A 20,975-nucleotide genomic window follows, 5' to 3' on the forward strand; every position below is an offset into this window, starting at 1 on the left:
GCCGCCCATTTCGCCCTTGGCAATGACAGCGCCGCCGAGCGCGTCATCCGCGACACCTCCACCGGCAACATCTTCGCCGCCCAGCTGAACGGCGCATTGGCCAATGAGAGCGCCGCCGAGCGGTCGGTCAACAAGACCGCCGACGTGGCGACGAAAGCCTCCTCCGACGTGCTGCGCTTCTTCGCGCTGAGCAACGACAGCGCCGCCGAGCGGATCGTGAAGTAACTTCCCCCCCGCGGTCTTCTCCCTGGACCCAAAAGAAGTCCTCGCCTGAAAAGGCGGGGGCTTTATCGCGTGTAGGGCCGGCAATCTTTTACGAAAAGATTGCGCGCAAATCCTTCTCAAGGATTTGGCGCAGACTTTCCGGGGAAAGTCTGCCTAGCCTCTGGTCAGCAGACGCATGCCTTGCTCGATCCCTTGCAAGGTCATCGGCACCATGCGGTCCGCGCCGAAGATATCCTGGATCATCGTGATGCTTTGCGTGTAGCGCCAATAGCGCTGCTCGAGCGGGTTGATCCAGAGATGTGCGGGCCACTGGTCGCGGGCGCGTTCGAGCCAGACCTGGCCTGCCTCGGGGTTCATATGCTCGTTCGCGCCGCCGGGATAGGCGATCTCGTAGGGGCTCATGGAAGCATCGCCCACAAAGATACATTTGTAGTCGGAGCCGTAGGTGCGCAGCACCTCGTGGGTAGGGGTCTGCTCGTTCCAGCGGCGGGAATTGTCCTTCCAGACGCCCTCGTAGAGGCAGTTGTGGAAGTAGTAATGCTCGAGATGCTTGAACTCGGCGCGCGCCGCGCTGAACAGCTCTTCGACGACGCGGATATGGGGGTCCATCGAGCCTCCCACATCGAGAAACAGCAGAACCTTGACGGCGTTGCGCCGCTCTGGCCGCGTCTTGACGTCGAGATAGCCGTGCTCGGCCGTGGCGCGAATTGTGCCATCGAGGTCCAGCTCTTCTGCGGCGCCATCGCGGGCCCAGCGGCGCAGGCGTCTGAGGGCCACTTTGATGTTGCGGGTGCCGAGCTCGATCGTGTCGTCGAGGTTTCGGAATTCTCTTTTGTCCCAGACCTTTACCGCGCGCTGGTGGCGGCTTTCCGACTGGCCGATCCGGATGCCTTCCGGGTTGTAGCCATAGGCCCCAAAGGGCGACGTGCCTGCGGTGCCGATCCATTTGTTGCCGCCCTGGTGGCGGCCTTTCTGTTCTTCGAGACGTTTCTTCAACGTCTCCATGAGCTTGTCGAAACCGCCGAGCGCCTCGATCTCGGCGCGTTCCTCTTCGCTGAGGTGCTTTTCAGCCATCTTGCGCAGCCAATCTTCAGGCAGGTCCATGGCCTGAAGTACATCATCGACATTGATCTGCTCGAGCCCCTCGAAAGTGTGGGCGAAGGCGCGGTCGAACCGGTCGAGATGGCGCTCGTCCTTCACCATGATCGTGCGGGCGAGGTAGTAGAAGCCGTCGATGTCGTAGGTGGCGAGCCCCGCCTTCATACCTTCAAGGAAAGACAGGTATTCGCGCAAACTGACGGGCACCTTGGCCGCGCGCAGGTTGTCGAAGAAGGGCAGAAACACCTAGCTGACCGCGTTGCGGGCCATGAAGATCGCAATGAACAGACCGATCAGGCCGAAGAGGATGGCGAATGCGCCCGCATATTGCGCCATATCAAGCCGATTGCCGCCCTTGCGTTTCGCCAAAAGGGCCCCGAGGCCCGCGCCGAAAACCAACCCGATGACTGGGGCCATTTATGCCTAGCTCCGTACTCGGCGGGGGGCCAAACCTTTGATCTCGTTGAGCCGCATCCGCACATTGCGTTCCGAGCCGAAGCCATAGCGGCCCCATCCCAAAGAGTCGAGCCTGACGCGGCGGGCCTCGTCCTTGCGGCCTGCGGCCTCGAGCGCTTCGGCCTTGATCATCAGAAGCGTCGCCAAAAGGGCGGCGTTGGACGAGTTGCGCGCGGCGGGGATGCTTTCATCGGTCAGACGCACGGCCAGGTCGGACTGCCCCGAGGACAGCGCGAAGGCCGCCATCTGCGTGTTCACATGGGCGGAATGCACCGACGCGCCGTAGAGCTGTTTGTAGATGTTGCCGGACTGCACGAAGGCGGAAATCGCCGTTTCGGGCTTAGAGGCCAAAGACACGCGGCCTTGCACGAAGAGCGAAAAGGCGAGCCGGTTGTCGGTCCAGCCTTGGGACTTGGCGATCTTGACCGCCTTGGCGGCGTGGGAGGCCCGCTGGGACTGTGCCGTGCCAAGCGCGAGCGCCCGGGTGATCGCGTCGTTCCATTGCTTGGGCGTGCGGTTGGCGCCTGCGTTCGTGGCGCGATTGCCGCGCGGGTTCAGGCGGTTGAGCAAAGCGGGCAGGGCGCGGGCCGCCTGGCCGCGGGTCATGCCGTTCTTCAGCTCTGGCGCATAGTAGGCGCGCAGGATCAGCATGTCGAAGCCGGTCAGGACCGTGTGGAAATTGTCGTCGTTGAAGATCGAATCCGGCAGCCGATAAAGATCGTTCAGCGGGCCGAGCGCCTGGGCGATTTCCTCGTGCAGGCAGTCGCGCACCTCTTGGGGGCTGACGTCATTGGGGATGATCACGGTGGCTTTGGTGCGGTTGGACAGGCGGGTCCAATCGGTTTTGCCATTGCCGCGGTTCTTCTTGAACTCGGCCCAGCTGGCGACATTGGGAACCACGAAACACGCGGCCTGCGGCACGGCGCGCTGCAGGGTCTTGCGCGGGATCGCCTCGACCATGATCTGAGCGTCCTCGCCGGAGCGGGCGCGGGTAATGTCGATCCGCGCCTCGGAGCGGAAGCGGGCGAGCAGGCGGGCGAGATCGCCCTCCAGCCCGGCGGGGGTCTTGCCGCGCACGCCGACCTTGATCGGACCTTCGAACTTGGTGAGCCATGGCAGCGGGCGGCCGCTTTCCATCTGGAACGTCAGGTCCAGAAAATCCTGCGCGATCTGCGAATTGGGGCGATTGACCCCGCCCGCGCGCTGGTTGGAAAAGGTTTTCATGGGCGGGAGGTCTATGGCGACGGGAGCATTGCGGTTGGCGACCTCGCTGTCGGAGGTCGGCACACAAGCGGCCATCAGGCACAGAATCGGGACAGCTAGGCGATGCATCACAGCTTTATACCCGTTTATTTTTCGTTAAGAACTCGTTTTCGCAAACGAGGTTAAAGAGTGGCTGCGTGGTCACATTGTCCACTGGGCCGCATCGGACGCATGCCGGGGCCGGAGCGCCCACGCCGGGGCACGCAAAGAGTGTCAGTGTCACGGTGTCGTCCCGCCTTCTTGCTCGATTAACGCAGTGTTAACCTCTCGATTGGGGCGCGAGTACGTGGCGAATTGGGCATTTTGCAGGCCATTGTCGCCAAATCGGCATCACTTAGCGCTGGCCTCGCGCCATGAACGCCAACCGCTCGAACAGATGTACGTCCTGCTCATTCTTCAACAAAGCCCCGTGTAACTTAGGTAACGCGTTTGTGCCGTTTTGTTTGAGATCCGCCGCCGTGAGGTCCTCGGCCAGCAGCAATTTTAACCAATCGAGCACCTCGGAGGTGGAGGGCTTCTTCTTCAAACCCGCCGTGTCGCGCAACTCGTAGAACTGGGTCAGCGCGGTTGTCAGCAGGTCGGATTTCAGCCCCGGGTGATGCACCTCGACGATGGCGCGCATCGTTTCCATGTCGGGGAAGCGGATGTAGTGAAAGAAGCAGCGGCGCAGGAAGGCGTCGGGCAACTCTTTCTCGTTGTTGGAGGTGATGATCACGATCGGGCGCTGGCGCGCGCGCACGGTCTCGCCGGTTTCGTAGACGTGGAACTCCATGCGGTCGAGTTCTTGCAGCAGGTCGTTGGGGAACTCGATGTCGGCCTTGTCGATCTCGTCGATCAAAAGCACGCATTTCTCTTCGCGCTCAAAGGCTTGCCAGAGTTTGCCGCGCTTGATGTAGTTGGCGACGTCGTGGACTTTCTCCTCGCCAAGCTGGCTGTCGCGCAGGCGGGAGACGGCGTCGTACTCATAAAGGCCCTGCTGGGCCTTGGTGGTCGACTTGATATGCCACTCGATCATCTCGAGGCCGAGCGCATTGGAGACCTGACGCGCAAGCTCGGTTTTGCCGGTGCCGGGCTCGCCCTTGACCAGCAAGGGACGCTCCAACGTCACCGCCGCATTGACCGCAATCGTCAGGTCCTCGGTGGCGACATAGCTGTCGGTGCCGGTAAAGCGAAGTGTGTCTTGAGACATAGTTTCGGAATTCATATTCAAATCAAGCCTCTGTGACCCGGAGTTCATTAATCGATATTTCTTGGTCTTCACCCCCTTTTAACTTCCCTTATCCGCGTGACAAGTGCCCCGCCTTCCGCTAGGAGAGCCGCAGATAGACACGTGTGCACAGGGGAGCGAGTCGTCTTGTCGAACGCATCCGCAAAAGTCGAGGGAGCTGGGATGAAAGCCGAAGTATTTCTGCCAGAAGATTACCGTCCTGCCGAGGACGAGCCGTTCATGAATGAGCGGCAGACCGAATATTTCCGCCGCAAGTTGCTGGATTGGAAAGCGTCCATCATGGATGAGACCGCCCAAACGATCGAAGGGATGCGCGACGGGACGCGCAACATCCCCGACATCGCCGACCGGGCCTCCGAAGAGACCGACCGCGCGCTGGAGCTGCGCACGCGGGACCGCGAGCGCAAGCTGATCGCCAAGATCGACAGCGCCCTGCGCCGCATCGAAGAGGGCGAGTACGGCTATTGCGACGAGACCGGCGAGCCGATCTCACTCAAGCGCCTCGACGCCCGCCCGATCGCGACCCTGAGCCTTGAGGCGCAAGAGCGCCACGAGCGGCGCGAAAAGGTCCACCGGGACGACTAAGGCCCGCGCAGGACAGAACAGAAAAGACAACCGCCAGCGCCCCGATGCGCTGGCGGTTTGCGTTTGAGAGGCCACCACCCGCGATGCTGAATTTCGCCGCCGCCATCTTCTTGCTGCTGATCACGCCCGGCCCCGGGGTGCTGTCGCTTGCTGGCGTCGGTGCCGCCTTCGGCTTCCGCTCCGGCTTGCGCTATATGACGGGGCTGTTTCTGGGCACGAACATGGTGGCGCTCGCGGTCGTCTCTGGCCTTGCGGCGGTCGTGCTGGCCAGCCCGGTGATCCGGCTCATCCTGCTGGCGCTGTCGACGGGATATCTGCTGTATCTCGCGGCCCGGATCGCGCTGGCGGGCTCAAACATCGCCTTCTCGCCCGCGGCGCGACAGCCGGGCATCCGGGACGGGCTGCTGCTGCAGGCGGTCAACCCGAAGGCCTATGTCGTCAATACCACGCTTTTTGCAGGCTTCGCGCTGTTCGAGGACGCCTATCTGGCCGAGGTCGTGGTGAAATTTGTCATCATCAACGTCATCTGGATCTCGATCCACTTCCTGTGGCTGTGGGCCGGCGCGTCGGTCAAACGCATGGAGCTGGCGCCCCGCACCCAGCGGATCATCAACGTCGGCATGGCGGCGGCGATGCTCGGTGTCGTCGCGCTCGCGGGTCTGAGCGCGCTTTAGGCGGCGAGGTCGACCCAGACCGGCACGTGATCGGACGGCTTCTCGCGGCCGCGAATCTCGGCGTCGATCTTGCACTCGGTCAACAGATCGGCGGCCTGCGGCGTCAGCAGCAGATGGTCTATGCGGATGCCGTCATTGCGGTTCCACGCGCCCGCCTGATAATCCCAGAAGCTGAATTGCTCGGGCGCGGGGTTGCGGGTGCGGAAGGCTTCGGTGAAGCCGAGGTTCAGAATGCGGCGATAGGCAGTGCGGCTCTCTAACTTGAAGAGCGCGTCGTCGCGCCACGCGTCGGGTCGCTTCGCGTCCACGGCTTGTGGGATGATGTTGTAGTCCCCCGCCATCATCGCGGGCATCTCAGAGGCCAGCAGCTCTTGTGCGCGGGCGAACATCCGGTCCATCCAGGCGAGCTTGTAGTCGTATTTCGGCCCCGGCGTCGGGTTGCCGTTGGGCAGGTACAGCCCGCAGAGCCGCACGGAATGGGTGTCGCCAGTCACGGTCGCCTCGATCCAGCGGGCCTGTTCGTCTTCGTCATCGCCGGGTAGGCCCCGGGTGACGTCCTCGAGCGGCAGCTTGGAGAGGATCGCGACCCCGTTGAAGCTTTTCTGGCCGTGGGTTTCGACGTTGTAGCCGAGGTCTTCGAAATGTTCGCGCGGGAAGGCCTCGTCCACGGACTTGATCTCTTGCAACAGCGCGACATCGGGCTGTGCTTCGCCCAACCAGTCGGTGAGCGCGTTCATGCGCGCCTTGATGCCGTTGATGTTGAACGTGGCGATTTTCATGAGCGCGGTCCCCTGTTTGGCCAAGGTATCCCGCAGGGCGGGGCCGGGGGCAAGGGGTCAGGCGACCAGAGCCTGCGGCTCGCCACCCACGGCCCGTAGCCAAAGCGCATCGAGCGCGCGCAGCTTGGCGGCATTGAAACGGTGCTCTTCCTTCCAATACTCGCCGGAGGGCACGTAATAGCCGAGCCGCTGTTCGGTCTGGCGGGCCTGCGCTTCCAGCTCGCGGTCCCAGCGGGGCAGGGCGACATCGGCGGCGGTCTCCGGCGTCGCGCGCGGAAAGACGAGCCTGCTTTCCCCGGAGGACAGGTTGACCATGGCGCAGCCCTGGCGGGCGGCGTGGATCATGAGGCGCGCCGACTTGGCTTCGAGCGATTGCAGCGTGACATCGTCGCGCAGCGGGTCGGCGGTGCCTGTGCCGTAGAAATGCGTGTTTTGAGTGCGCGGATAGACCATGTCGCAGCCCATCACTGCGATGGTGCGGGGCCGGTGGTGGGACAGCGCCCAATAGGCGGCGGTGAAGGCCATCGTGCCCCCGGCATAGACAAACCCGCCATAGGTATTCTGGGCGGGCACATAGTCACGATAGGTCGTGGTGCGGCCAAAGGTCGGCCTGCGGTCCACGGGAAAGTCGCAGGGGTGGATCAGCTCATCCCAATCGGGGCGCACGCGCCACGCGTTATTGATGGCCAGCACGTGATCGAACGGCTCGCGCGCCCATTCGCGCGCCTCGAGCGCGTTGGGACCACTGCCCAGGATCAAAAGCGTCTGCATCGCGCACCTCGTGGCTAATTTGCCTGTTGAACCGAAGGAGATAGGGCGCGCGGAGGGCGGGGAAAGCACAAACACTCAGCAGCGGCGAGGATTGCCGATTTAGGCAGAATTGACGGCGATGGGCGCGAAATCACCCATGTTGCGCCCTATTCGCGCCCCGGTTGGTGGCCAAACACAGCTCAAACGCCAAGCCTGAGAGGCAGACCCGATGAAAAAGCTTATGACACTCGCCGTAATCGCCAGCTGCGCCCTGGGCGCTGCAGCACAGGCCAAGACGGTGACCTATATCGAAACCGTCACCCGCGCCGATGGCACCCGGATCGTGACCATCACGAAGGTGCAGGAGCCGTCGCTGACGGTGACGAAAGCTTCGCTGAACCGCTCGCTGCTGCGCTCGAACCTGCGTTAAGCGGCGGGTTCACACAAATCTTGCTATGGGGCGCGCCTGATCGGGCCCTGTGACTCAAAACACACAATCTCCCTCGACCAGAGGGCGCAATGCCATATTTGCGCCCCTTTTGCGTGTTCTGTTTCTAGTATCGAAACAAATAACGATAAAAAACAAAACACTGCGTGAGGCAGAACAATGAGAGTAGTATGGCTGTTGGGCGCCACGTTGGCGCTGTCGGCCTGCGGTGTACCCGAGGCAGAGGATGTTCAAGCATCCCGCGGGGCCATTCAGGGCCTGTATTTCATCCCATTTGAGCCCGAGGTTCTGGAGAACTCTCCGGCCTGGGACGCGGCACTCGAGGAGTACCGCAAGGAGCTTTAGGCCCCGTCGGAGAAGAGATCGCAAGACGGGCGCGGCCGCCACGGGCCTGCGCCCTTTTACCGTTCTATCACATGGAAAAGGACGTGCCGCAGCCGCAGGACGAGGTGGCGTTGGGGTTCTCGATCGTGAACCGCGCGCCGATCAGCTCTTCGGTGAAGTCGATCACCGCATTGGACAAAAACGGCAGCGACACGCTGTCGACAACCACAGTCTCGCCATCCTTGGAGAGCACCAGATCATCCTCGGCCGGCGTGTCGAGCTTGATGTCGTATTGAAAGCCCGAGCATCCGCCGCCATCCACAGCCACCCGAAGGGCCTGACCGTCCGACGACGCGCCAATCTCGGCCAATCGCGCGAAGGCGCGGTCGGTGACTTTGGGGGGCAGAGTGAGGTCCATGGCGGCGGTGTCCTGTGGCGTTGGTCTAGCGTAAAGGTAAGGGGGCAATGCCCCGATCTCAAGCGCCGGGCCGGGCTAGACCGGAAAATTCTCGTCATCCATCGGATCGTCGAGGGGCTCGCCCGACAGGAACTGTTCGGCGGATGCGGTCTCGCCGGTGGGGAAGCCGCGGATCGTGGTGCCGGGCAAGACCATGCCCTCCAGCTCTGCCATATCGCGGATCCATTTGGCGTCCGACAGGACCGCCACCCGCTTGACGTGACCCAACGCGCCGAAGAGCTGCGGCAGGCGCTTCATCTCTTCCATCACGGCCCCAAGTTCCGGCAGGCCGACATCGTGGTAGACCATCCGCATCGCGGCATCCTGCATACCTGCGATCATCGGCAGCAGGGTATCGAGGCCCTGTGACATCTCTTCTGCGGTGATGCGCCCGCCGATCTCGACATGGATGAGGGCGGCGCCGGCTTTTTCGACGGTGAACATGGGGGCAGTCCTTTCAGATAAGGTCACGGACGAGTATACCACAGTCCGCCGCACGAGCGCACGGGGGCTGATGCGGCCCTCGCCTGCGCCAAAGGGATCGTGTAGGAGGCGCAGGACCGCCCGCAAAGGAGACGCGCCATGCTCGCCGCATATGCCTGCCAGCCCGAAGACAGTCGCGGGCGGCTTTACAGCGAAGAAGAGAGTACCTTCCGGTCCTGCTTCCAACGCGACCGGGACCGCATCATCCACGCCAGCGCCTTCCGGCGGCTCAAGCACAAGACGCAAGTGTTCATCGAGCATGAGGGCGATTATTTCCGCACCCGGCTGACCCATTCGATCGAGGTGGCGCAAGTCGCGCGCACGATTGCGGGGGTCTTGGGGCTTAATGCGGAGCTGACAGAGGCGGTGGCGCTGGCCCATGATCTGGGCCACACGCCGTTTGGACATACGGGGGAGGAGGCGCTGGACGCGCTGATGGCACCTTACGGCGGGTTTGACCACAACGCGCAGGCGCTGAAGATCGTCACCTCGCTGGAGCGCCATTATGCCGAATGGGACGGGCTCAACCTGACCTGGGAGAGCCTCGAGGGGATCGCCAAGCACAATGGCCCTGTGACCGGTGATTTGCCCTACGCGCTGGAGGAATATTCCGCGCGGCATGATCTGGAGCTGGGTACGTACGCAAGCGCCGAGGCGCAGGTGGCGGCGCTGGCCGATGACATCGCCTATAATAACCACGATCTGCATGACGGGCTGCGCGCGGAGCTGTTTTCGACCGATGAGCTGGCGGAGCTGCCGCTGGTGGGCCCGTGCTTTGCGCGGGTCGACGCGCTGTATCCGGGGCTGAATTACTATCGCCGCCGCCATGAGGCCTTGCGGCGGTTCTTCGGCCTGCTGGTCGAGGATGTGATCGCTGTGGCGCGTGCGCGCTTGAATGATCTGGCGCCGGCCTCTGTAGCCGACATTCGCGGGGCGGGGCGGCCGATGGTGCAGTTCTCGCCCGAGGTCTGGGCGCAGCTGAAAGACATCCGGGCGTTCCTGTTTACCCGCATGTACCGCGCGCCCGCCGTGGTCGAGATGCGCGTGCAGGTGACCCAAGTGGTTGACGAGTTGTTCCCGCTGTTCATGGAGCGCACGGACCTGCTGCCCAAGCAATGGCGCAAGGATGTCGAAGACGCCGACGGAGAGACCGCGCTGGCGCGGATCGTGGCGGATTACATCGCGGGCATGACTGACCGCTTCGCTCTGCAAGAGCACGAGCGGCTGATCGGTGGGGTCGCCGCGGACAGCTATGTGACAGGCCGCAAGTGATCCAGATGTGTGCTGCGCACGCGTCATTTTTTATTGGGGGCCAGCCCCCAAACCCCCGCCGTACTTCCGGAACAAAGAAAGCAGAACGCGGGATCATCGCTGGACGCCCGGGCCCGGCATGGTAAACCCCCGCCACATGCTATGAGGTAGGATGATGAACCTGTTTGCTGACATGCGCGCGGTGGTGATTTCCGCGCTGGACCAGATGGTCGCCGACGGCGCGCTGCCGGAGGGCCTGGATTTTGCCAATGTGGCCGTCGAGCCGCCGCGTGATGCCGCCCATGGGGATATGGCAACGAATGCGGCGATGGTGCTGGCCAAGCCTGCGAAGCTGAAGCCGCGCGACATTGCCGACGCCTTGGCTAGCAAGCTGATGGATGATGCGCGGGTGGCCCTGGCGGACGTGGCCGGGCCGGGGTTTTTGAACCTGCGTCTGGAGACAGGCGTTTGGGCGGGCGTCGTGCAAGCCGCGCTGGAGCAGGGATCCGGCTTCGGGCGCTCGGACATGGGCGCGGGCCGGAAGGTGAATGTCGAATATGTCTCGGCCAATCCCACCGGACCCTTGCATGTGGGCCACACCCGCGGGGCGGTGTTTGGCGATGCGTTGGCCTCGCTTCTCGATTACGCGGGCTACGATGTCACGCGAGAGTATTACATCAACGATGGCGGCGCGCAGGTCGATGTGCTCGCACGCTCTGTCTACCTGCGCTACCTCGAAGCCCATGGCCAGGAGGTGGCTTTTGAGGACGGCACCTATCCGGGCGACTATCTGGTCGCGGTGGGTGAGGCGCTGAAAGACAAGGTCGGTGACGCCTATGTCGACACGGGTGAGCAGGTCTGGCTGGAAGAGGTGCGCGATTTCTCCACCGACGCGATGATGGATTTGATCCGTGCGGACCTTGCCGCGCTGGGTGTCGAGATGGATGTGTTCTACTCGGAAAAGTCGCTCTATGGCACGGGGCAGATCGAGGCGGCAATTGCCGATCTCAAGGGCAAGGACCTGATCTACCGCGGCACGCTGGAGCCGCCGAAGGGCAAGGTGCCCGAGGATTGGGAGCCGCGTGAACAGATGCTGTTCCGCTCTACCGCCCATGGCGATGATGTCGACCGCCCGATCCAGAAATCGGATGGGGCATGGACCTATTTCGCGCCCGACATCGCATACCATTATGACAAGATTTCCAGAGGGTTCGACGAGCTTATTGATGTGTTTGGCGCCGATCATGGCGGCTATGTGAAGCGCATGAAGGCGGCGGTCTCGGCGCTGTCGGACGGCCGTGTGCCGGTCGATATCAAGCTCACCCAGCTGGTGCGGCTGTTCAAGGATTGCGCGCCGTTCAAGATGTCGAAGCGCGCGGGCACCTTCGTGACCTTGCGCGATGTGGTGGACCTGGTGGGCTCCGACGTGACCCGTTTCGTGATGCTGACCCGCAAGCAGGATGCGCCGTTGGATTTCGACTTCACAAAGGTGCTGGAGCAATCGAAGGACAACCCGGTCTTCTACGTGCAGTACGCCCATGCGCGGGTGTGCTCCGTGCTGCGCAAGGCCCAGGCTGAGGGCTGGGATATGTCGGACGCGGCCCTGGCGCAGGTCGATGTCAGCGGCAACACCCATGAGGCGGAATTGAAGCTGGCGGCGAAGCTCGCCGAATGGCCGCGACTGGTCGAAATCGCCGCGCGGACGAACGAGCCGCACCGCATTGCCTTCTACCTTTATGAGCTGGCGGGCGAGCTGCATGCGCTGTGGAACCGCGGCAACGAGCTGCCGGAGCTGCGCTTCATGCAGGACACGGCGGAGGCGAGCGCGCCGAAAATTGCCCTCGCACGTGCCACGGCGATTGTTATTTCCGCAGGTCTTGGTATTCTGGGTGTGGCTCCTGCCGAAGAGATGCGCTGACGTCCAATGATCCGCGCCCGGTCGAGGAGCCACGAGCAGGCTTAAAGACAGACCACCCGAAGCCAATTCGGGGGCGGAGAGGCGAGAATGGCAGATCTGGAATTCGGCGCATATGACGCGCCCCGCGCGCCCGAGCATCAAGGGATGCAGGGCCACGTGTCGCGTATGATGAGCTTTGTAGGCGCAGGCAGCTCCGTGGTGCTTGTGCTGGGACTGGCCGTCTGGGGCTACCAGCTGACAGTGCGCGATGTGAGCGGCGTGCCGGTGATCCGGGCGCTGGAAGGCCCCGCGCGCGTTCAGCCCGCGGACCCGGGCGGGCAATTGGCGCAGCATACCGGGCTGGCCGTGAATTCCGTGCAATCGGCAGGCACGGCCGCCGGGCCAAGCCCCCAGGTGATCCTTGCCCCGGAGCCGATCGACCTGACCCAGGAGGATGCAATTGCCCCGGGTGACGTCGAAGTCGAGGTGGACGCCACCGGCGTCGTGGAAGAAGCGGTGGGCACGATGGTGTCCCTGACCGACGATATCGAACCCGAAGACCCGGTCGCCGAGGCGCTGGCCCTGGCCGAGCAACTGGCCGCGGGCCAAGCGCCGCTGGATGCCTTGGACGAAGAGCCGCGCCCCGATCTGGCGCGCCCGATCCTTGACCCGTCCGTGCCGGGCGTGCGCCGCTCGCCGGTGCCGCAGCGAAAACCGGAGGTCGATCTGGCGTCGCTGCAGGCCGAGGCCGCCGTCGCGGCTGCGACCGCCGCGTTGGGCGGGGGCGGGACGCCAGAAGAGCTGGACGCGTCAAGCATCGCATCGGGCACCCGGTTGGTGCAGCTGGGCGCGTTTGACGACCAGGAAACCGCGCGTGCGGAGTGGGACAAGATCGCAGCTCGGTTCGAAGATTACATCGAAGGCAAGCAGCGCGTGATCCAGGAAGCGACGTCGGGTGGGCGCACATTCTACCGTCTGCGCGCGGTCGGATTTGAGGATCTAAGCGCCTCCCGCCGGTTCTGCGCCGTCTTGGTCGCGGCCAACGCCGCCTGTATCCCGGTGTTGGCCCGTTAGGGCCGCTTTTGTTCGCTTTGTGCAAGGGCCGCTTCGTCGAAAGATTTAAGGAGGCCCTCTAATGGCATCTGGCGCCTATATTTTCGGATGTGAGGGGTTGAGCCTCTCGGCGCCGGAACGTTCGTTTTTTGCAAGCGCACAGCCTTGGGGATTCATTCTTTTTGCCCGAAATATCGTGGATCGGGCGCAATTATCGGCGTTGACGGCGGAGCTTCGGGCCGCGGTCGGGTGGAACGCTCCGATCCTGATCGATCAGGAAGGCGGGCGGGTCCAGCGGATGCGCGCGCCGGAATGGCGAGAGTATTTGCCTGCGTTGGATCAGGTCGAGGCCACGGGCGCGCACGCCGCCCGCGCGATGTATCTGCGGAACCGGCTGATCGCGGCGGAGCTGTTCGAGGTGGGGATTGATGCCAACTGCGCGCCGCTTGCGGATGTGATCTGGCCCGAAAGCCACCCGGTGCTGCGCAATCGCTGCTACGGGTCCGATGTCGAGACGGTGGTGAAGATGTGTCTGGCCTGCGAGCAGGGGTTCTTAGAGGGTGGCGTGCTGCCGGTGCTCAAGCATATACCGGGTTACGGGCGCGCGGTCGTGGATGGTCACAAGGACCTGCCGACCGTGGATGTGCCGCGGGCGGAGCTGGAGGCGCTGGATTTTGCGCCGTTCAAGCGGCTGACCCATATGGCGATGGGCATGACGGCGCATATTGTCTTTCCGTGCATTGATGATTTGCCCGCGACGACCTCGCCCAAGGCGATGAAGATGATCCGCGAGGAGATCGGGTTCCACAACCTGATCATGACCGATGACATCTCGATGGAGGCGCTGTCGGGCACGATTGCGGAGCGCGCGCGCGCGCCACTCGATGCGGGCTGCGATGTGGTTTTGCACTGCAATGGCGATCTTGAGGAAATGCGTACGGTCGCGGACGTCTCCGGGCCAATGAGCGAGGTTGCGCAAATCCGCGCCGGTCGGGCGTTGGACCAGCGCAAAACCCCAATGGATATTGACATTTTGGCCGCTGAGGACGAGCTTCGGACGCTCATTGCGGGGGCTTAAATGGTCGATCAGGATCAGACAGCGGACGAGTGGGAGGCGGGCACGGTCGAGGCCCGGCTGGCCGCCGAGGCGTTGATCGTGGATGTGGACGGGTTTGAGGGCCCGCTGGACCTATTGCTGACGCTCTCGCGGACGCAAAAAGTTGACCTGCGCAAGGTCTCGATCCTACAGCTGGCCGAGCAGTATCTTGTATTTATTGAGCAAGCTAAGGCACTAAGGCTGGAGCTTGCCGCGGATTATCTGGTGATGGCGGCTTGGCTCGCCTTCCTGAAATCACGCCTGCTGCTGCCGCCGGACCCGACCGAAGACGGACCATCGGGCGAGGAACTAGCGGCTCATCTGGCGTTCCAGCTGGAACGGCTGAGCGCGATGCGGGAAGCCTCGGCCAAACTGATGGCGCGAGATCAGCTGGGGCGAGATTTCTTTGTGCGCGGCGTGCCGGAAAGCGTCGAGCGGGTGCGGCGGGTCACCTACACGGCGACGCTTCTGGACCTGATGCAGGCCTATGCGCGTATCAAGACGAAGGACGAATTCCGCCCCTTCGTGATGGACCGCGAAAAGGTCTTCACGATGGAGCAAGCTCTGGAGCGGATGCGCGGCTTGATCGGCTTTGCGGGCGATTGGTCGGACCTCACGACCTGGCTGCCCGAGGGATGGGAGACCGACCCGGTCAAGCGCCGCTCGGCCACGGCGGCGACCTTTGCGGCGTCGCTGGAGCTGGCCAAGCAAGGCCAGATCGAGCTGCGTCAGGGCGAAGTATTCGCCCCGATCCAGATACGAAAGAAGGACAATTAAGTGCCTGAAGAGCAAGAAGAAACGCTATTTGAGGCCCCGCCCATGGGCGAGCAGGAACGGATGGTCGAGGCGGTGCTGTTTGCCTCCGTCGAGCCCGTATCGGTCAAGGAGTTGGAGGCGCGGATGCCCCATGGCTCTGACCCCGCGGAGGCGCTGGTGCATCTGAAGAAGCGCTACGAGGGGCGCGGCGTGCATCTGGTGCGCGTGGGTGACGCATGGGCGATGCGCACGGCGGGCGATCTTGGCTTCTTGATGCAGAAAGAGACCGTCGAGACACGCAAACTGTCGCGCGCGGCGATCGAAACGCTGGCCATCGTGGCCTACCACCAGCCGGTGACGCGCGCGGAGATCGAAGAAATTCGCGGTGTGTCTGTGTCGCGTGGTACGATTGATCAGTTGATCGAGATGGAATGGATCCGCTTCGGCCGCCGCCGGATGACGCCGGGCAGGCCGGTGACCTTCGTGGTCACGCAAGGATTTCTTGACCATTTCGGGCTAGAGAACGCGCGCGATCTGCCGGGGCTGAAAGAGCTGCGGGCCGCAGGTCTGCTGGACAACCGCCCGCCGCCGGGTGCGGATGCCTTGCACGACGACGACGATGAAGACGAAAGCCCAGAGGGCCAGAACGAATTGTTTGAAGACTGAGCTACATAGAAGAGCAAAGGAGCAGGCAGATGAACCAAATTATCAACATGTTCATGCGGATTGTGATGCGCAAGCTGATCAAGGCAGGGATCAACAAGGGCGTCGACATGGCCGCCAAACGCGGTGCTGCGGGCGACGAGCTGACGCCCGAGCAGCGTCAGATGGCGGGCAAGAACAAGAAACGCGCCAAGCAATCGGTGCGTATGGCCCGCCGGATCGGGCGGTTTTGAGCCGCACGGTGTTTCGGGATATTTGCGGATCGACCCTCCGGGGGCCGTATTTTCGGAACAAAGAAAGAGCGGGTCACGGGGCCTTGAAGTGTTTGGAGAGTTTCAGGCCCTGGCCCTGGTAGTTCGACTTGATGTCGATGCCGTAGAGCTGGGTCGGCACCTCTGACATGTGCTCGTAGACGAGGCGGCCGACGGTTTGGCCGTGTTCCAGCACAAACGGGGCTTCGTGGCAGCGCACCTCCAGTACCCCGCGCGAGCCGGTGCCACCCGCCCCGGAATAGCCGAAACCGGGGTCGAAGAAGCCCGCGTAATGCACCCTGAATTCGCCGACCATCGCGAGATAGGGGGCCATCTCTGCCGCGCATTGCGGCGGGATGACAATGCTTTGCTGGCTGACGAGGATATAGAAGGCGCCCGGGTCGAGGATCAGGCGGGCGTCGGTTGTGCGCAGCTCTTCCCAGTACTCGGACGGGTCGTAGTGGCCGATCTTGTCGAGGTCGATGACGCCGGTGTGGGGCTTGGCGCGGTAGCCGACCAGATCGCCCTCGGCCGGAGACAGATCGACAGAGAAACCCAGCCCGTCGGAGATCACCGCCTCGCCGGAAACGATAGGAGAGGCGGCATGGAGAGCGCGCAGCTCGGCGTCGTCCATCACGGTTTTGCCGGCGCGGAAGATGATTTGGTTAAGCATTTGCCCGGTGCGCGCCACGACGGAAAAGGACCGCGGGCAAATCTCGGCGTAGAGCGGGCCGACATAGCCTGCGGGCACGCGGTCGAACTCGACCCCGTGATCGGTGATCACCCGGGTCAGCAGATCGAGCCTGCCGATCGAGCTTTTGGCTGACGCTGCCGCCGACATGTCTTCGGGCAGGGCGAGATGTTCGAGCAGGGGCACGACATAGACGCAGCCCTTCTCTAGCACCGCGCCCTGGGTCAGATCGACCCGGTGCATGGTGAAGTCGTTGAGGCGCCGCTCGACCGGGTGATCGCGGCCCGCCAGGAAGGACGCGCGGACACGGTAGGCGTGGGTGCCGAGGCGCAAGTCGAGGGAGGCGGGTTGGATCTGGCCGTCCGCGATAGGCTCTTCCGCGGTGATCGCGCCCTCGTCGAGCATGATCCGCATCTGGTGGTCGGCCAGCACCCCGCGATTGAATTGCATTGCGATCATCCCCCCTCAAGAACCACGAAACGCCCGGCGCGGCGGCGCACGGGCGTTTGATGATTGGTCGGGCTAGCAGGACTCGAACCTGCGACCTTCCGTCCCCCAGACGGACGCGCTACCAGGCTGCGCCATAGCCCGACGAATAGCGACATGTCATAGCCAAATTCCAAGCGGTGGCAAGGGCTTTGCTCAGAAAAACGCGCCATGGGGAAAGCTGCTTGCCGCCTTGGTCTCAGCTGTCCGCCGCCTGCCCGGCGATCCGGTCACGCAGGGCGGCAAGGCGCGCAACGTGTGCCGCCAGGGTCGGATCAGCGGCGAGCTTTTCGGAGCCATTGGCGCGCAGGCGGCGTTTCAGCGCCCGCGCCGCGGCGATTGCCTGCTCTGAGCGGTCTGCGGAGGCAGGCTCCGATGGGGCCACATCTGCGGGAAGCTCGGTCGGGGGCAGGGTCTTTTCGCGGTTTGGATCGAGTTGCGGGGCCAATGCGGCTGCTTCGGGTTCCGGCTCGGGCTCGGGTTCCGGTTCAGGCTCTGGCGTGTGCGCCTCCGCTGCGATCTCAATATCTGTTGTCTCTGTCTCTTCGTCGTTCGGATCGGGGGCAGGGGCCTCGTCCAGATCGAGCGTGGATTGCGACGCGGATATCTCCTCCTCGGGCTCTTCTGGTTCCGTCCGCGCTGGCATCGCGACGACATTGTCGGCGCTGTCTTCGACCGTTTCCGGCTCGTCGGAGCCATCGTCTGAGCCCTCCTCGGCCTCATCTTCGGTCTCGGACGCCGCCTCCGCCGTGGGGGCTTCTTCGCCTGCATTGATCTGTGCGGCGGAGGGGTCGATGTGCATCGCGGCGCGTTCTGGCTCGGCGGGGGTGCTGTCGGCTTCGGCGTCTTCCGACCATGCGGCGATGGTTTCGGCTTCTTCGACGACTTCACTCTCGGCGGTGGTCTCGATCTCGGTGCCGTCGGCCTCCGCCTCGACCTCGTCGCGGCGGCGTTTGGTGCGTGGGGAAGCTGCGTCGTCGACCCCGTCGAGCGACTGGGACAGGCCCGCCACGGTCTTGACGCCTTCCTCCTTGAGCATCTTCTGCACGCCGCGAATGGTCATGCCGTCATCATGCAACAGCTTCTTGATGCCGCCGATCAGCAGCATGTCGTCGGGGCGGTAATAGCGCCGCCCGCCGGCGCGTTTCACCGGCTTGATCTGGCTGAACTTGCTCTCCCAGAAGCGCAGGACGTGCGCGGGCACGTCGAGCCAATCGGCCACCTCGGAGATGGTGCGGAATGCGTCGCGGGCTTTGGTCGCCATGGTCTCAGGCCTCCCTCAGAGGTGGGCTCAGGACTTGTTGCCGGTTGCCACGCGGTCCTTCATCAGGTGCGATGGGCGGAAGGTCAGAACGCGGCGCGGGTGAATGGGCACCTCCTCGCCGGTCTTCGGGTTGCGGCCGACACGGGCGGATTTTTCGCGCACGGAGAACGTGCCGAAGGAGGAAATCTTGACCTGTTGGCCGGAGACAAGCGCGTCGGACATATGTTTGAGGACACTCTCCACCAGATCAGCGCTCTCGTTGCGCGACAGGCCCACCTCGCGGAACACGGCTTCGCTTAGATCCATGCGGGTCAAAGTCTTGGCAGTCATACGGTCCCCCCCGGTTTATGTGTTAGGGGAGACGATAGGCGCGCGGCAAATTCCGAGTCAATATCAAGGGCTTGGATTGCGGCCTTTCAGCAAGAATTGAGCCGTGAAATCCGGCTCAGAGGCGCAAAACCACCGCGCCCCATGCCAATCCACCGCCAATCGCCTCCATCACAAGGACTTGGCCGGGCTGGAATTTGCCCTGCGTCTTGGCAACTGAGAGCGCCAAGGGAATCGATGCGGCGGATGTATTACCATGGTCCTGCACGGTCACGACCACCCGCTCCATCGGGATGTTCATCTTGTTCGCGGTCGACTTGATGATGCGCAGATTGGCCTGATGGGGGACGACCCAGTCGACATCGGCGTCGCTCAGGCCGCATTTCTCGAGCGCGGTCTCGGCGGTCTTGGCGAGCTTTTCGACCGCGTGACGAAAGACCTCCTTGCCCTGCATCACGAGCACGCCGGTGGTCTGGGTCTTGGAGACGCCGCCATCGACATAGAGCAGATCACGGTAGGTGCCGTCGGAGTTCAGATCGGTGGCGAGGATGCCCGCATCGGCGGAGGTGCCCTGGCCCTCTTGGGCCTCCAGCACCACAGCGCCTGCGCCATCGCCAAACAGCACGCAGGTCGTGCGGTCTTCCCAGTTCATGATGCGCGAGAAGGTCTCGGCCCCAATGACGAGCACCCGGGTGGCCTGACCGGATTTGATCAGTGCGTCCGCGTTGGCCATCGCGAAGACGAAGCCCGCGCAGACGGCCTGTACGTCAAAGGCGAAGCCTTTCGTGCCGAGATTGCCCTGCACGATCGTGGCCACGGAGGGGAAGGTCGTGTCCGGGGTCGAGGTGGCAACGACGATCGCGTCGATCTGGTCGGCCTTCATGCCGGCGTCGATCAAGGCGGCCCGCGCCGCCTCGGTGGCGAGGTCGGAGGTGGTCTGCCCATCGGCTGCGAAATGGCGGCGTTCGATGCCCGAACGCGCCCGGATCCACTCATCCGAAGTGTCCATCCACGCCTCGAACTCGGCGTTCTCGACGACACGCTCGGGCAGGGCGTGGCCCATGCCCCGCAGGGCGGATCGGATCATGCTCATGTGCTGTTGGTGCCCCCTGCCGTTTGCGGCTCCCCAGCCGTGTCGGCAACTTGACCCGCCTCGCTCGCGGATGCAACCCGGGCGGCGAGCTTCTCACCGAAACCTGATTGGGCCAGCTGCACCGCCAGTTTGATCGCCGCCGAGACGCCGGTGGCATCGGCGGAACCGTGGGATTTCACCACCGTGCCGTTGAGGCCCAGAAACACCCCGCCATTGACACGGCGCGGGTCGATCCGCTTGCGCAACCGGCGCAGGGAGGGATAGGCGAGCAGGGCCGCGATGCGCGACAGGGGCGAGAATTTGAACGCCTCGCGCAGGCCCTCGGAGATCAGGTTCGCCGTGCCCTCGGCAGTCTTGAGAGCGACGTTGCCGGTGAAGCCGTCGGTCACGATCACATCGACCCGGTCCGACGGGATATCACCGCCCTCGACGAAGCCAACATAGTCGAAGTCATTGCTGTCGGCGGCGGCCTCGATCATCTCGTGGGCGACTTTCAGCTCAGCCCGGCCTTTGTGCTCTTCGGTGCCGACATTGAGCAGGCCGATGCGCGGCCGGGCGATGCCGAAGCCGTTGCGGGCGTAGCTCAACCCCATGAGCGCGTATTGCAGCAGATCGTCCTGATCGGCGCGAATGTCGGCGCCCACGTCCAGCATCACGTTGAAGCCGGACGGATTGCGGGAGGGCCAGAGGCAGGCAATGGCAGGGCGGTTCACGCCGGAGACCTTGCGAAGGCGGATCATCGAGACCGCCATCAGCGCGCCGGTGTTGCCGCAGCTGACGCAAACGGTGGCGTCGCCCGCGCGCACCGCCTCGATTGCCGACCACATGGACGTGCCTTTGCCATGACGCATCACATGGGACGGTTTCTCGTGCATCGTAACCACGTCGCTGGCGTGGCGGATGTCGCAGATGTCGGTGATTTTGCGCTTGGCGATCAGCGGTTTCAGTTGCGCCTCGTCGCCGTGCACGATGTAGCGCAGGTTGGGGTTCTTTTCGGCTGATTTGGCCATCCCGGACACGACAGCGGCGGGGCCCAAGTCCCCGCCCATAGCGTCGATGGAGATAACGGTGTCAGATGATCCCACCGGAATGCCTGCCCATATTTGCTTGGCTGTGCGCCGCACAACTGTTGTTGCAGCGCAGCCTAAGCTTAAGCGGCGTCGTCGTCCAGATCGACCTCTTCGGTCAGTGCGACGACCTCACGGTCGGCATAGTGGCCGCAGGAGGGGCACACGTGGTGCGGGCGCTTCAGCTCGCCGCAGTTGGTGCACTCGTCGGGATTGGCCGCGACCAGCGCGTCATGTGCGCGGCGGTTGTTGCGGCGCGACTTGGAAACTTTATTCTGCTGGACGGCCATGTCTCAACCTTCGGTGTTCG

Annotated in this window: 26 protein-coding genes and 1 tRNA gene; 12 read left to right on the forward strand and 15 right to left on the reverse strand. The window is 63.5% G+C overall.

Translation table 11 applies throughout. The features are described 5' to 3' along the window. Positions 1-225, forward strand: a 225-nt coding sequence (locus C8N43_RS19510) for a hypothetical protein (RefSeq protein WP_158269875.1), incomplete at its 5' end; no start/stop codon positions are given. Between the two features lie 153 nt (positions 226-378). Here C8N43_RS19510 and C8N43_RS00010 read toward each other — a convergent pair. The 4 genes from C8N43_RS00010 to C8N43_RS00020 all read right to left on the reverse strand — a co-directional run bounded on the left by C8N43_RS00010 (position 379) and on the right by C8N43_RS00020 (position 4,231). Next, the gene (locus C8N43_RS00010) at positions 379-1,569 is read right to left on the reverse strand and encodes a vWA domain-containing protein (protein ID WP_107843661.1); all 1,191 of its coding nucleotides are present in this window, start codon (positions 1,567-1,569) and stop codon (positions 379-381) included. Further along, positions 1,570-1,740 carry a hypothetical protein gene (locus C8N43_RS19690; protein ID WP_170114401.1) on the reverse strand — a complete coding sequence of 57 codons (171 nt, stop codon included), beginning with the start codon at positions 1,738-1,740 and terminating at the stop codon, positions 1,570-1,572. 6 nt (positions 1,741-1,746) lie between these two features. Beyond that, on the reverse strand, positions 1,747-3,111 hold the full coding sequence (locus tag C8N43_RS00015) for a DUF2927 domain-containing protein (protein ID WP_107843662.1): 1,365 nt from the start codon (positions 3,109-3,111) through the stop codon (positions 1,747-1,749). A gap of 265 nt (positions 3,112-3,376) precedes the next feature. After that, positions 3,377-4,231, reverse strand: a complete 855-nt coding sequence (locus C8N43_RS00020) for an AAA family ATPase (RefSeq protein ID WP_107846166.1) — start codon at positions 4,229-4,231, stop codon at positions 3,377-3,379. A 201-nt stretch (positions 4,232-4,432) separates the two neighbouring features. Here C8N43_RS00020 and dksA point away from each other — a divergent pair, with 201 nt between their 5' ends. Together dksA and C8N43_RS00030 are read left to right on the forward strand one after the other, a co-directional pair. Beyond that, a complete protein-coding gene (gene dksA / locus C8N43_RS00025) occupies positions 4,433-4,855 on the forward strand; it encodes an RNA polymerase-binding protein DksA (RefSeq protein ID WP_107843663.1) in 423 nt (140 codons plus the stop codon). Between the two features lie 83 nt (positions 4,856-4,938). Beyond that, positions 4,939-5,529 (forward strand): LysE family translocator, encoded by a 591-nt coding sequence (locus C8N43_RS00030; protein ID WP_107843664.1) that lies wholly within the window; start codon positions 4,939-4,941, stop codon positions 5,527-5,529. Here C8N43_RS00030 and xth read toward each other — a convergent pair. Beyond that, a complete protein-coding gene (gene xth, locus C8N43_RS00035; RefSeq protein ID WP_107843665.1) occupies positions 5,526-6,308 on the reverse strand; it encodes an exodeoxyribonuclease III in 783 nt (260 codons plus the stop codon). The genes C8N43_RS00030 and xth overlap by 4 nt on opposite strands. Before the next feature lie 57 nt (positions 6,309-6,365). Then, a complete protein-coding gene (locus C8N43_RS00040; protein WP_107843666.1) occupies positions 6,366-7,079 on the reverse strand; it encodes a hypothetical protein in 714 nt (237 codons plus the stop codon). A 208-nt stretch (positions 7,080-7,287) separates the two neighbouring features. Here C8N43_RS00040 and C8N43_RS00045 point away from each other — a divergent pair, with 208 nt between their 5' ends. After that, positions 7,288-7,488 (forward strand): hypothetical protein, encoded by a 201-nt coding sequence (locus tag C8N43_RS00045; RefSeq protein WP_107843667.1) that lies wholly within the window; start codon positions 7,288-7,290, stop codon positions 7,486-7,488. Between the two features lie 177 nt (positions 7,489-7,665). After that, positions 7,666-7,851: a hypothetical protein gene (locus C8N43_RS00050; protein WP_107843668.1), complete on the forward strand. Its 186-nt coding sequence runs from the start codon at positions 7,666-7,668 to the stop codon at positions 7,849-7,851. Between the two features lie 67 nt (positions 7,852-7,918). Here C8N43_RS00050 and C8N43_RS00055 read toward each other — a convergent pair whose 3' ends face one another. After that, on the reverse strand, positions 7,919-8,248 hold the full coding sequence (locus C8N43_RS00055; protein WP_107843669.1) for a HesB/IscA family protein: 330 nt from the start codon (positions 8,246-8,248) through the stop codon (positions 7,919-7,921). A 75-nt stretch (positions 8,249-8,323) separates the two neighbouring features. Continuing rightward, on the reverse strand, positions 8,324-8,731 hold the full coding sequence (locus tag C8N43_RS00060) for a SpoIIAA family protein (RefSeq protein WP_107843670.1): 408 nt from the start codon (positions 8,729-8,731) through the stop codon (positions 8,324-8,326). Positions 8,732-8,869: 138 nt separating this feature from the next. On the opposite strand from C8N43_RS00060, the gene C8N43_RS00065 reads away from it, so the two are divergent. From C8N43_RS00065 to C8N43_RS00095, 7 genes are all read left to right on the forward strand, one after another. Continuing rightward, positions 8,870-10,042, forward strand: a complete 1,173-nt coding sequence (locus C8N43_RS00065; RefSeq protein WP_107843671.1) for a deoxyguanosinetriphosphate triphosphohydrolase — start codon at positions 8,870-8,872, stop codon at positions 10,040-10,042. A 154-nt stretch (positions 10,043-10,196) separates the two neighbouring features. Next, complete coding sequence (argS, locus tag C8N43_RS00070) at positions 10,197-11,939, forward strand: arginine--tRNA ligase (protein WP_107843672.1); 1,743 nt, start codon at positions 10,197-10,199, stop codon at positions 11,937-11,939. Positions 11,940-12,026: 87 nt separating this feature from the next. Beyond that, on the forward strand, positions 12,027-12,992 hold the full coding sequence (locus tag C8N43_RS00075) for an SPOR domain-containing protein (protein WP_245912856.1): 966 nt from the start codon (positions 12,027-12,029) through the stop codon (positions 12,990-12,992). 61 nt (positions 12,993-13,053) lie between these two features. Next, complete coding sequence (locus tag C8N43_RS00080) at positions 13,054-14,049, forward strand: glycoside hydrolase family 3 N-terminal domain-containing protein (RefSeq protein ID WP_107843673.1); 996 nt, start codon at positions 13,054-13,056, stop codon at positions 14,047-14,049. Beyond that, positions 14,050-14,844, forward strand: a complete 795-nt coding sequence (locus C8N43_RS00085) for a segregation and condensation protein A (RefSeq protein WP_107843674.1) — start codon at positions 14,050-14,052, stop codon at positions 14,842-14,844. It begins immediately after the preceding gene. 42 nt (positions 14,845-14,886) lie between these two features. Continuing rightward, the gene (gene scpB / locus C8N43_RS00090) at positions 14,887-15,489 is read left to right on the forward strand and encodes an SMC-Scp complex subunit ScpB (protein WP_107846168.1); all 603 of its coding nucleotides are present in this window, start codon (positions 14,887-14,889) and stop codon (positions 15,487-15,489) included. A gap of 29 nt (positions 15,490-15,518) precedes the next feature. Next, positions 15,519-15,719, forward strand: a complete 201-nt coding sequence (locus tag C8N43_RS00095; RefSeq protein ID WP_107843675.1) for a hypothetical protein — start codon at positions 15,519-15,521, stop codon at positions 15,717-15,719. Positions 15,720-15,792: 73 nt separating this feature from the next. Here the strand turns inward: C8N43_RS00095 and C8N43_RS00100 are convergent, their stop codons facing one another. The 7 genes from C8N43_RS00100 to rpmF form a co-directional block, all read right to left on the reverse strand. Further along, on the reverse strand, positions 15,793-16,887 hold the full coding sequence (locus tag C8N43_RS00100) for a 2'-deoxycytidine 5'-triphosphate deaminase (protein WP_107843676.1): 1,095 nt from the start codon (positions 16,885-16,887) through the stop codon (positions 15,793-15,795). 55 nt (positions 16,888-16,942) lie between these two features. After that, a tRNA-Pro gene (locus C8N43_RS00105) sits at positions 16,943-17,019 on the reverse strand. A gap of 94 nt (positions 17,020-17,113) precedes the next feature. Continuing rightward, positions 17,114-18,178, reverse strand: coding sequence for a MerR family transcriptional regulator (locus tag C8N43_RS00110; protein WP_107843677.1), 1,065 nt, complete (start codon positions 18,176-18,178; stop codon positions 17,114-17,116). A 27-nt stretch (positions 18,179-18,205) separates the two neighbouring features. Then, the gene (ihfA, locus tag C8N43_RS00115; RefSeq protein WP_107843678.1) at positions 18,206-18,508 is read right to left on the reverse strand and encodes an integration host factor subunit alpha; all 303 of its coding nucleotides are present in this window, start codon (positions 18,506-18,508) and stop codon (positions 18,206-18,208) included. A gap of 115 nt (positions 18,509-18,623) precedes the next feature. Continuing rightward, a complete protein-coding gene (locus C8N43_RS00120; protein WP_107843679.1) occupies positions 18,624-19,592 on the reverse strand; it encodes a beta-ketoacyl-ACP synthase III in 969 nt (322 codons plus the stop codon). Between the two features lie 2 nt (positions 19,593-19,594). Next, positions 19,595-20,722 carry a phosphate acyltransferase PlsX gene (plsX, locus tag C8N43_RS00125; RefSeq protein ID WP_425437024.1) on the reverse strand — a complete coding sequence of 376 codons (1,128 nt, stop codon included), beginning with the start codon at positions 20,720-20,722 and terminating at the stop codon, positions 19,595-19,597. A 26-nt stretch (positions 20,723-20,748) separates the two neighbouring features. After that, a complete protein-coding gene (gene rpmF, locus C8N43_RS00130; RefSeq protein ID WP_107843681.1) occupies positions 20,749-20,955 on the reverse strand; it encodes a 50S ribosomal protein L32 in 207 nt (68 codons plus the stop codon). Positions 20,956-20,975: the final 20 nt, after the last annotated feature.

The sequence above is a fragment of the Litoreibacter ponti genome (assembly GCF_003054285.1).
Classification (GTDB): domain Bacteria; phylum Pseudomonadota; class Alphaproteobacteria; order Rhodobacterales; family Rhodobacteraceae; genus Litoreibacter; species Litoreibacter ponti.

What these genes read in the sequence shown, in the direction of transcription:
- C8N43_RS00020 (WP_107846166.1), bottom strand. Translation starts at nt 4,231, where the DNA reads ATGTCTCAAGACACACTTCGCTTTACCGGCACCGACAGCTATGTCGCC.
- C8N43_RS00110 (WP_107843677.1), bottom strand. Translation starts at nt 18,178, where the DNA reads ATGGCGACCAAAGCCCGCGACGCATTCCGCACCATCTCCGAGGTGGCC.
- C8N43_RS00075 (WP_245912856.1), top strand. Translation starts at nt 12,027, where the DNA reads ATGGCAGATCTGGAATTCGGCGCATATGACGCGCCCCGCGCGCCCGAG.
- xth (WP_107843665.1), bottom strand. Translation starts at nt 6,308, where the DNA reads ATGAAAATCGCCACGTTCAACATCAACGGCATCAAGGCGCGCATGAAC.
- C8N43_RS00120 (WP_107843679.1), bottom strand. Translation starts at nt 19,592, where the DNA reads ATGATCCGATCCGCCCTGCGGGGCATGGGCCACGCCCTGCCCGAGCGT.
- rpmF (WP_107843681.1), bottom strand. Translation starts at nt 20,955, where the DNA reads ATGGCCGTCCAGCAGAATAAAGTTTCCAAGTCGCGCCGCAACAACCGC.
- C8N43_RS00050 (WP_107843668.1), top strand. Translation starts at nt 7,666, where the DNA reads ATGAGAGTAGTATGGCTGTTGGGCGCCACGTTGGCGCTGTCGGCCTGC.
- C8N43_RS00040 (WP_107843666.1), bottom strand. Translation starts at nt 7,079, where the DNA reads ATGCAGACGCTTTTGATCCTGGGCAGTGGTCCCAACGCGCTCGAGGCG.
- C8N43_RS00065 (WP_107843671.1), top strand. Translation starts at nt 8,870, where the DNA reads ATGCTCGCCGCATATGCCTGCCAGCCCGAAGACAGTCGCGGGCGGCTT.
- C8N43_RS00030 (WP_107843664.1), top strand. Translation starts at nt 4,939, where the DNA reads ATGCTGAATTTCGCCGCCGCCATCTTCTTGCTGCTGATCACGCCCGGC.
- argS (WP_107843672.1), top strand. Translation starts at nt 10,197, where the DNA reads ATGAACCTGTTTGCTGACATGCGCGCGGTGGTGATTTCCGCGCTGGAC.
- C8N43_RS00045 (WP_107843667.1), top strand. Translation starts at nt 7,288, where the DNA reads ATGAAAAAGCTTATGACACTCGCCGTAATCGCCAGCTGCGCCCTGGGC.
- scpB (WP_107846168.1), top strand. Translation starts at nt 14,887, where the DNA reads ATGGGCGAGCAGGAACGGATGGTCGAGGCGGTGCTGTTTGCCTCCGTC.
- C8N43_RS00060 (WP_107843670.1), bottom strand. Translation starts at nt 8,731, where the DNA reads ATGTTCACCGTCGAAAAAGCCGGCGCCGCCCTCATCCATGTCGAGATC.
- C8N43_RS00080 (WP_107843673.1), top strand. Translation starts at nt 13,054, where the DNA reads ATGGCATCTGGCGCCTATATTTTCGGATGTGAGGGGTTGAGCCTCTCG.
- C8N43_RS19690 (WP_170114401.1), bottom strand. Translation starts at nt 1,740, where the DNA reads ATGGCCCCAGTCATCGGGTTGGTTTTCGGCGCGGGCCTCGGGGCCCTT.
- C8N43_RS00095 (WP_107843675.1), top strand. Translation starts at nt 15,519, where the DNA reads ATGAACCAAATTATCAACATGTTCATGCGGATTGTGATGCGCAAGCTG.
- dksA (WP_107843663.1), top strand. Translation starts at nt 4,433, where the DNA reads ATGAAAGCCGAAGTATTTCTGCCAGAAGATTACCGTCCTGCCGAGGAC.
- ihfA (WP_107843678.1), bottom strand. Translation starts at nt 18,508, where the DNA reads ATGACTGCCAAGACTTTGACCCGCATGGATCTAAGCGAAGCCGTGTTC.
- C8N43_RS00085 (WP_107843674.1), top strand. Translation starts at nt 14,050, where the DNA reads ATGGTCGATCAGGATCAGACAGCGGACGAGTGGGAGGCGGGCACGGTC.
- C8N43_RS00015 (WP_107843662.1), bottom strand. Translation starts at nt 3,111, where the DNA reads ATGCATCGCCTAGCTGTCCCGATTCTGTGCCTGATGGCCGCTTGTGTG.
- C8N43_RS00055 (WP_107843669.1), bottom strand. Translation starts at nt 8,248, where the DNA reads ATGGACCTCACTCTGCCCCCCAAAGTCACCGACCGCGCCTTCGCGCGA.
- C8N43_RS00100 (WP_107843676.1), bottom strand. Translation starts at nt 16,887, where the DNA reads ATGATCGCAATGCAATTCAATCGCGGGGTGCTGGCCGACCACCAGATG.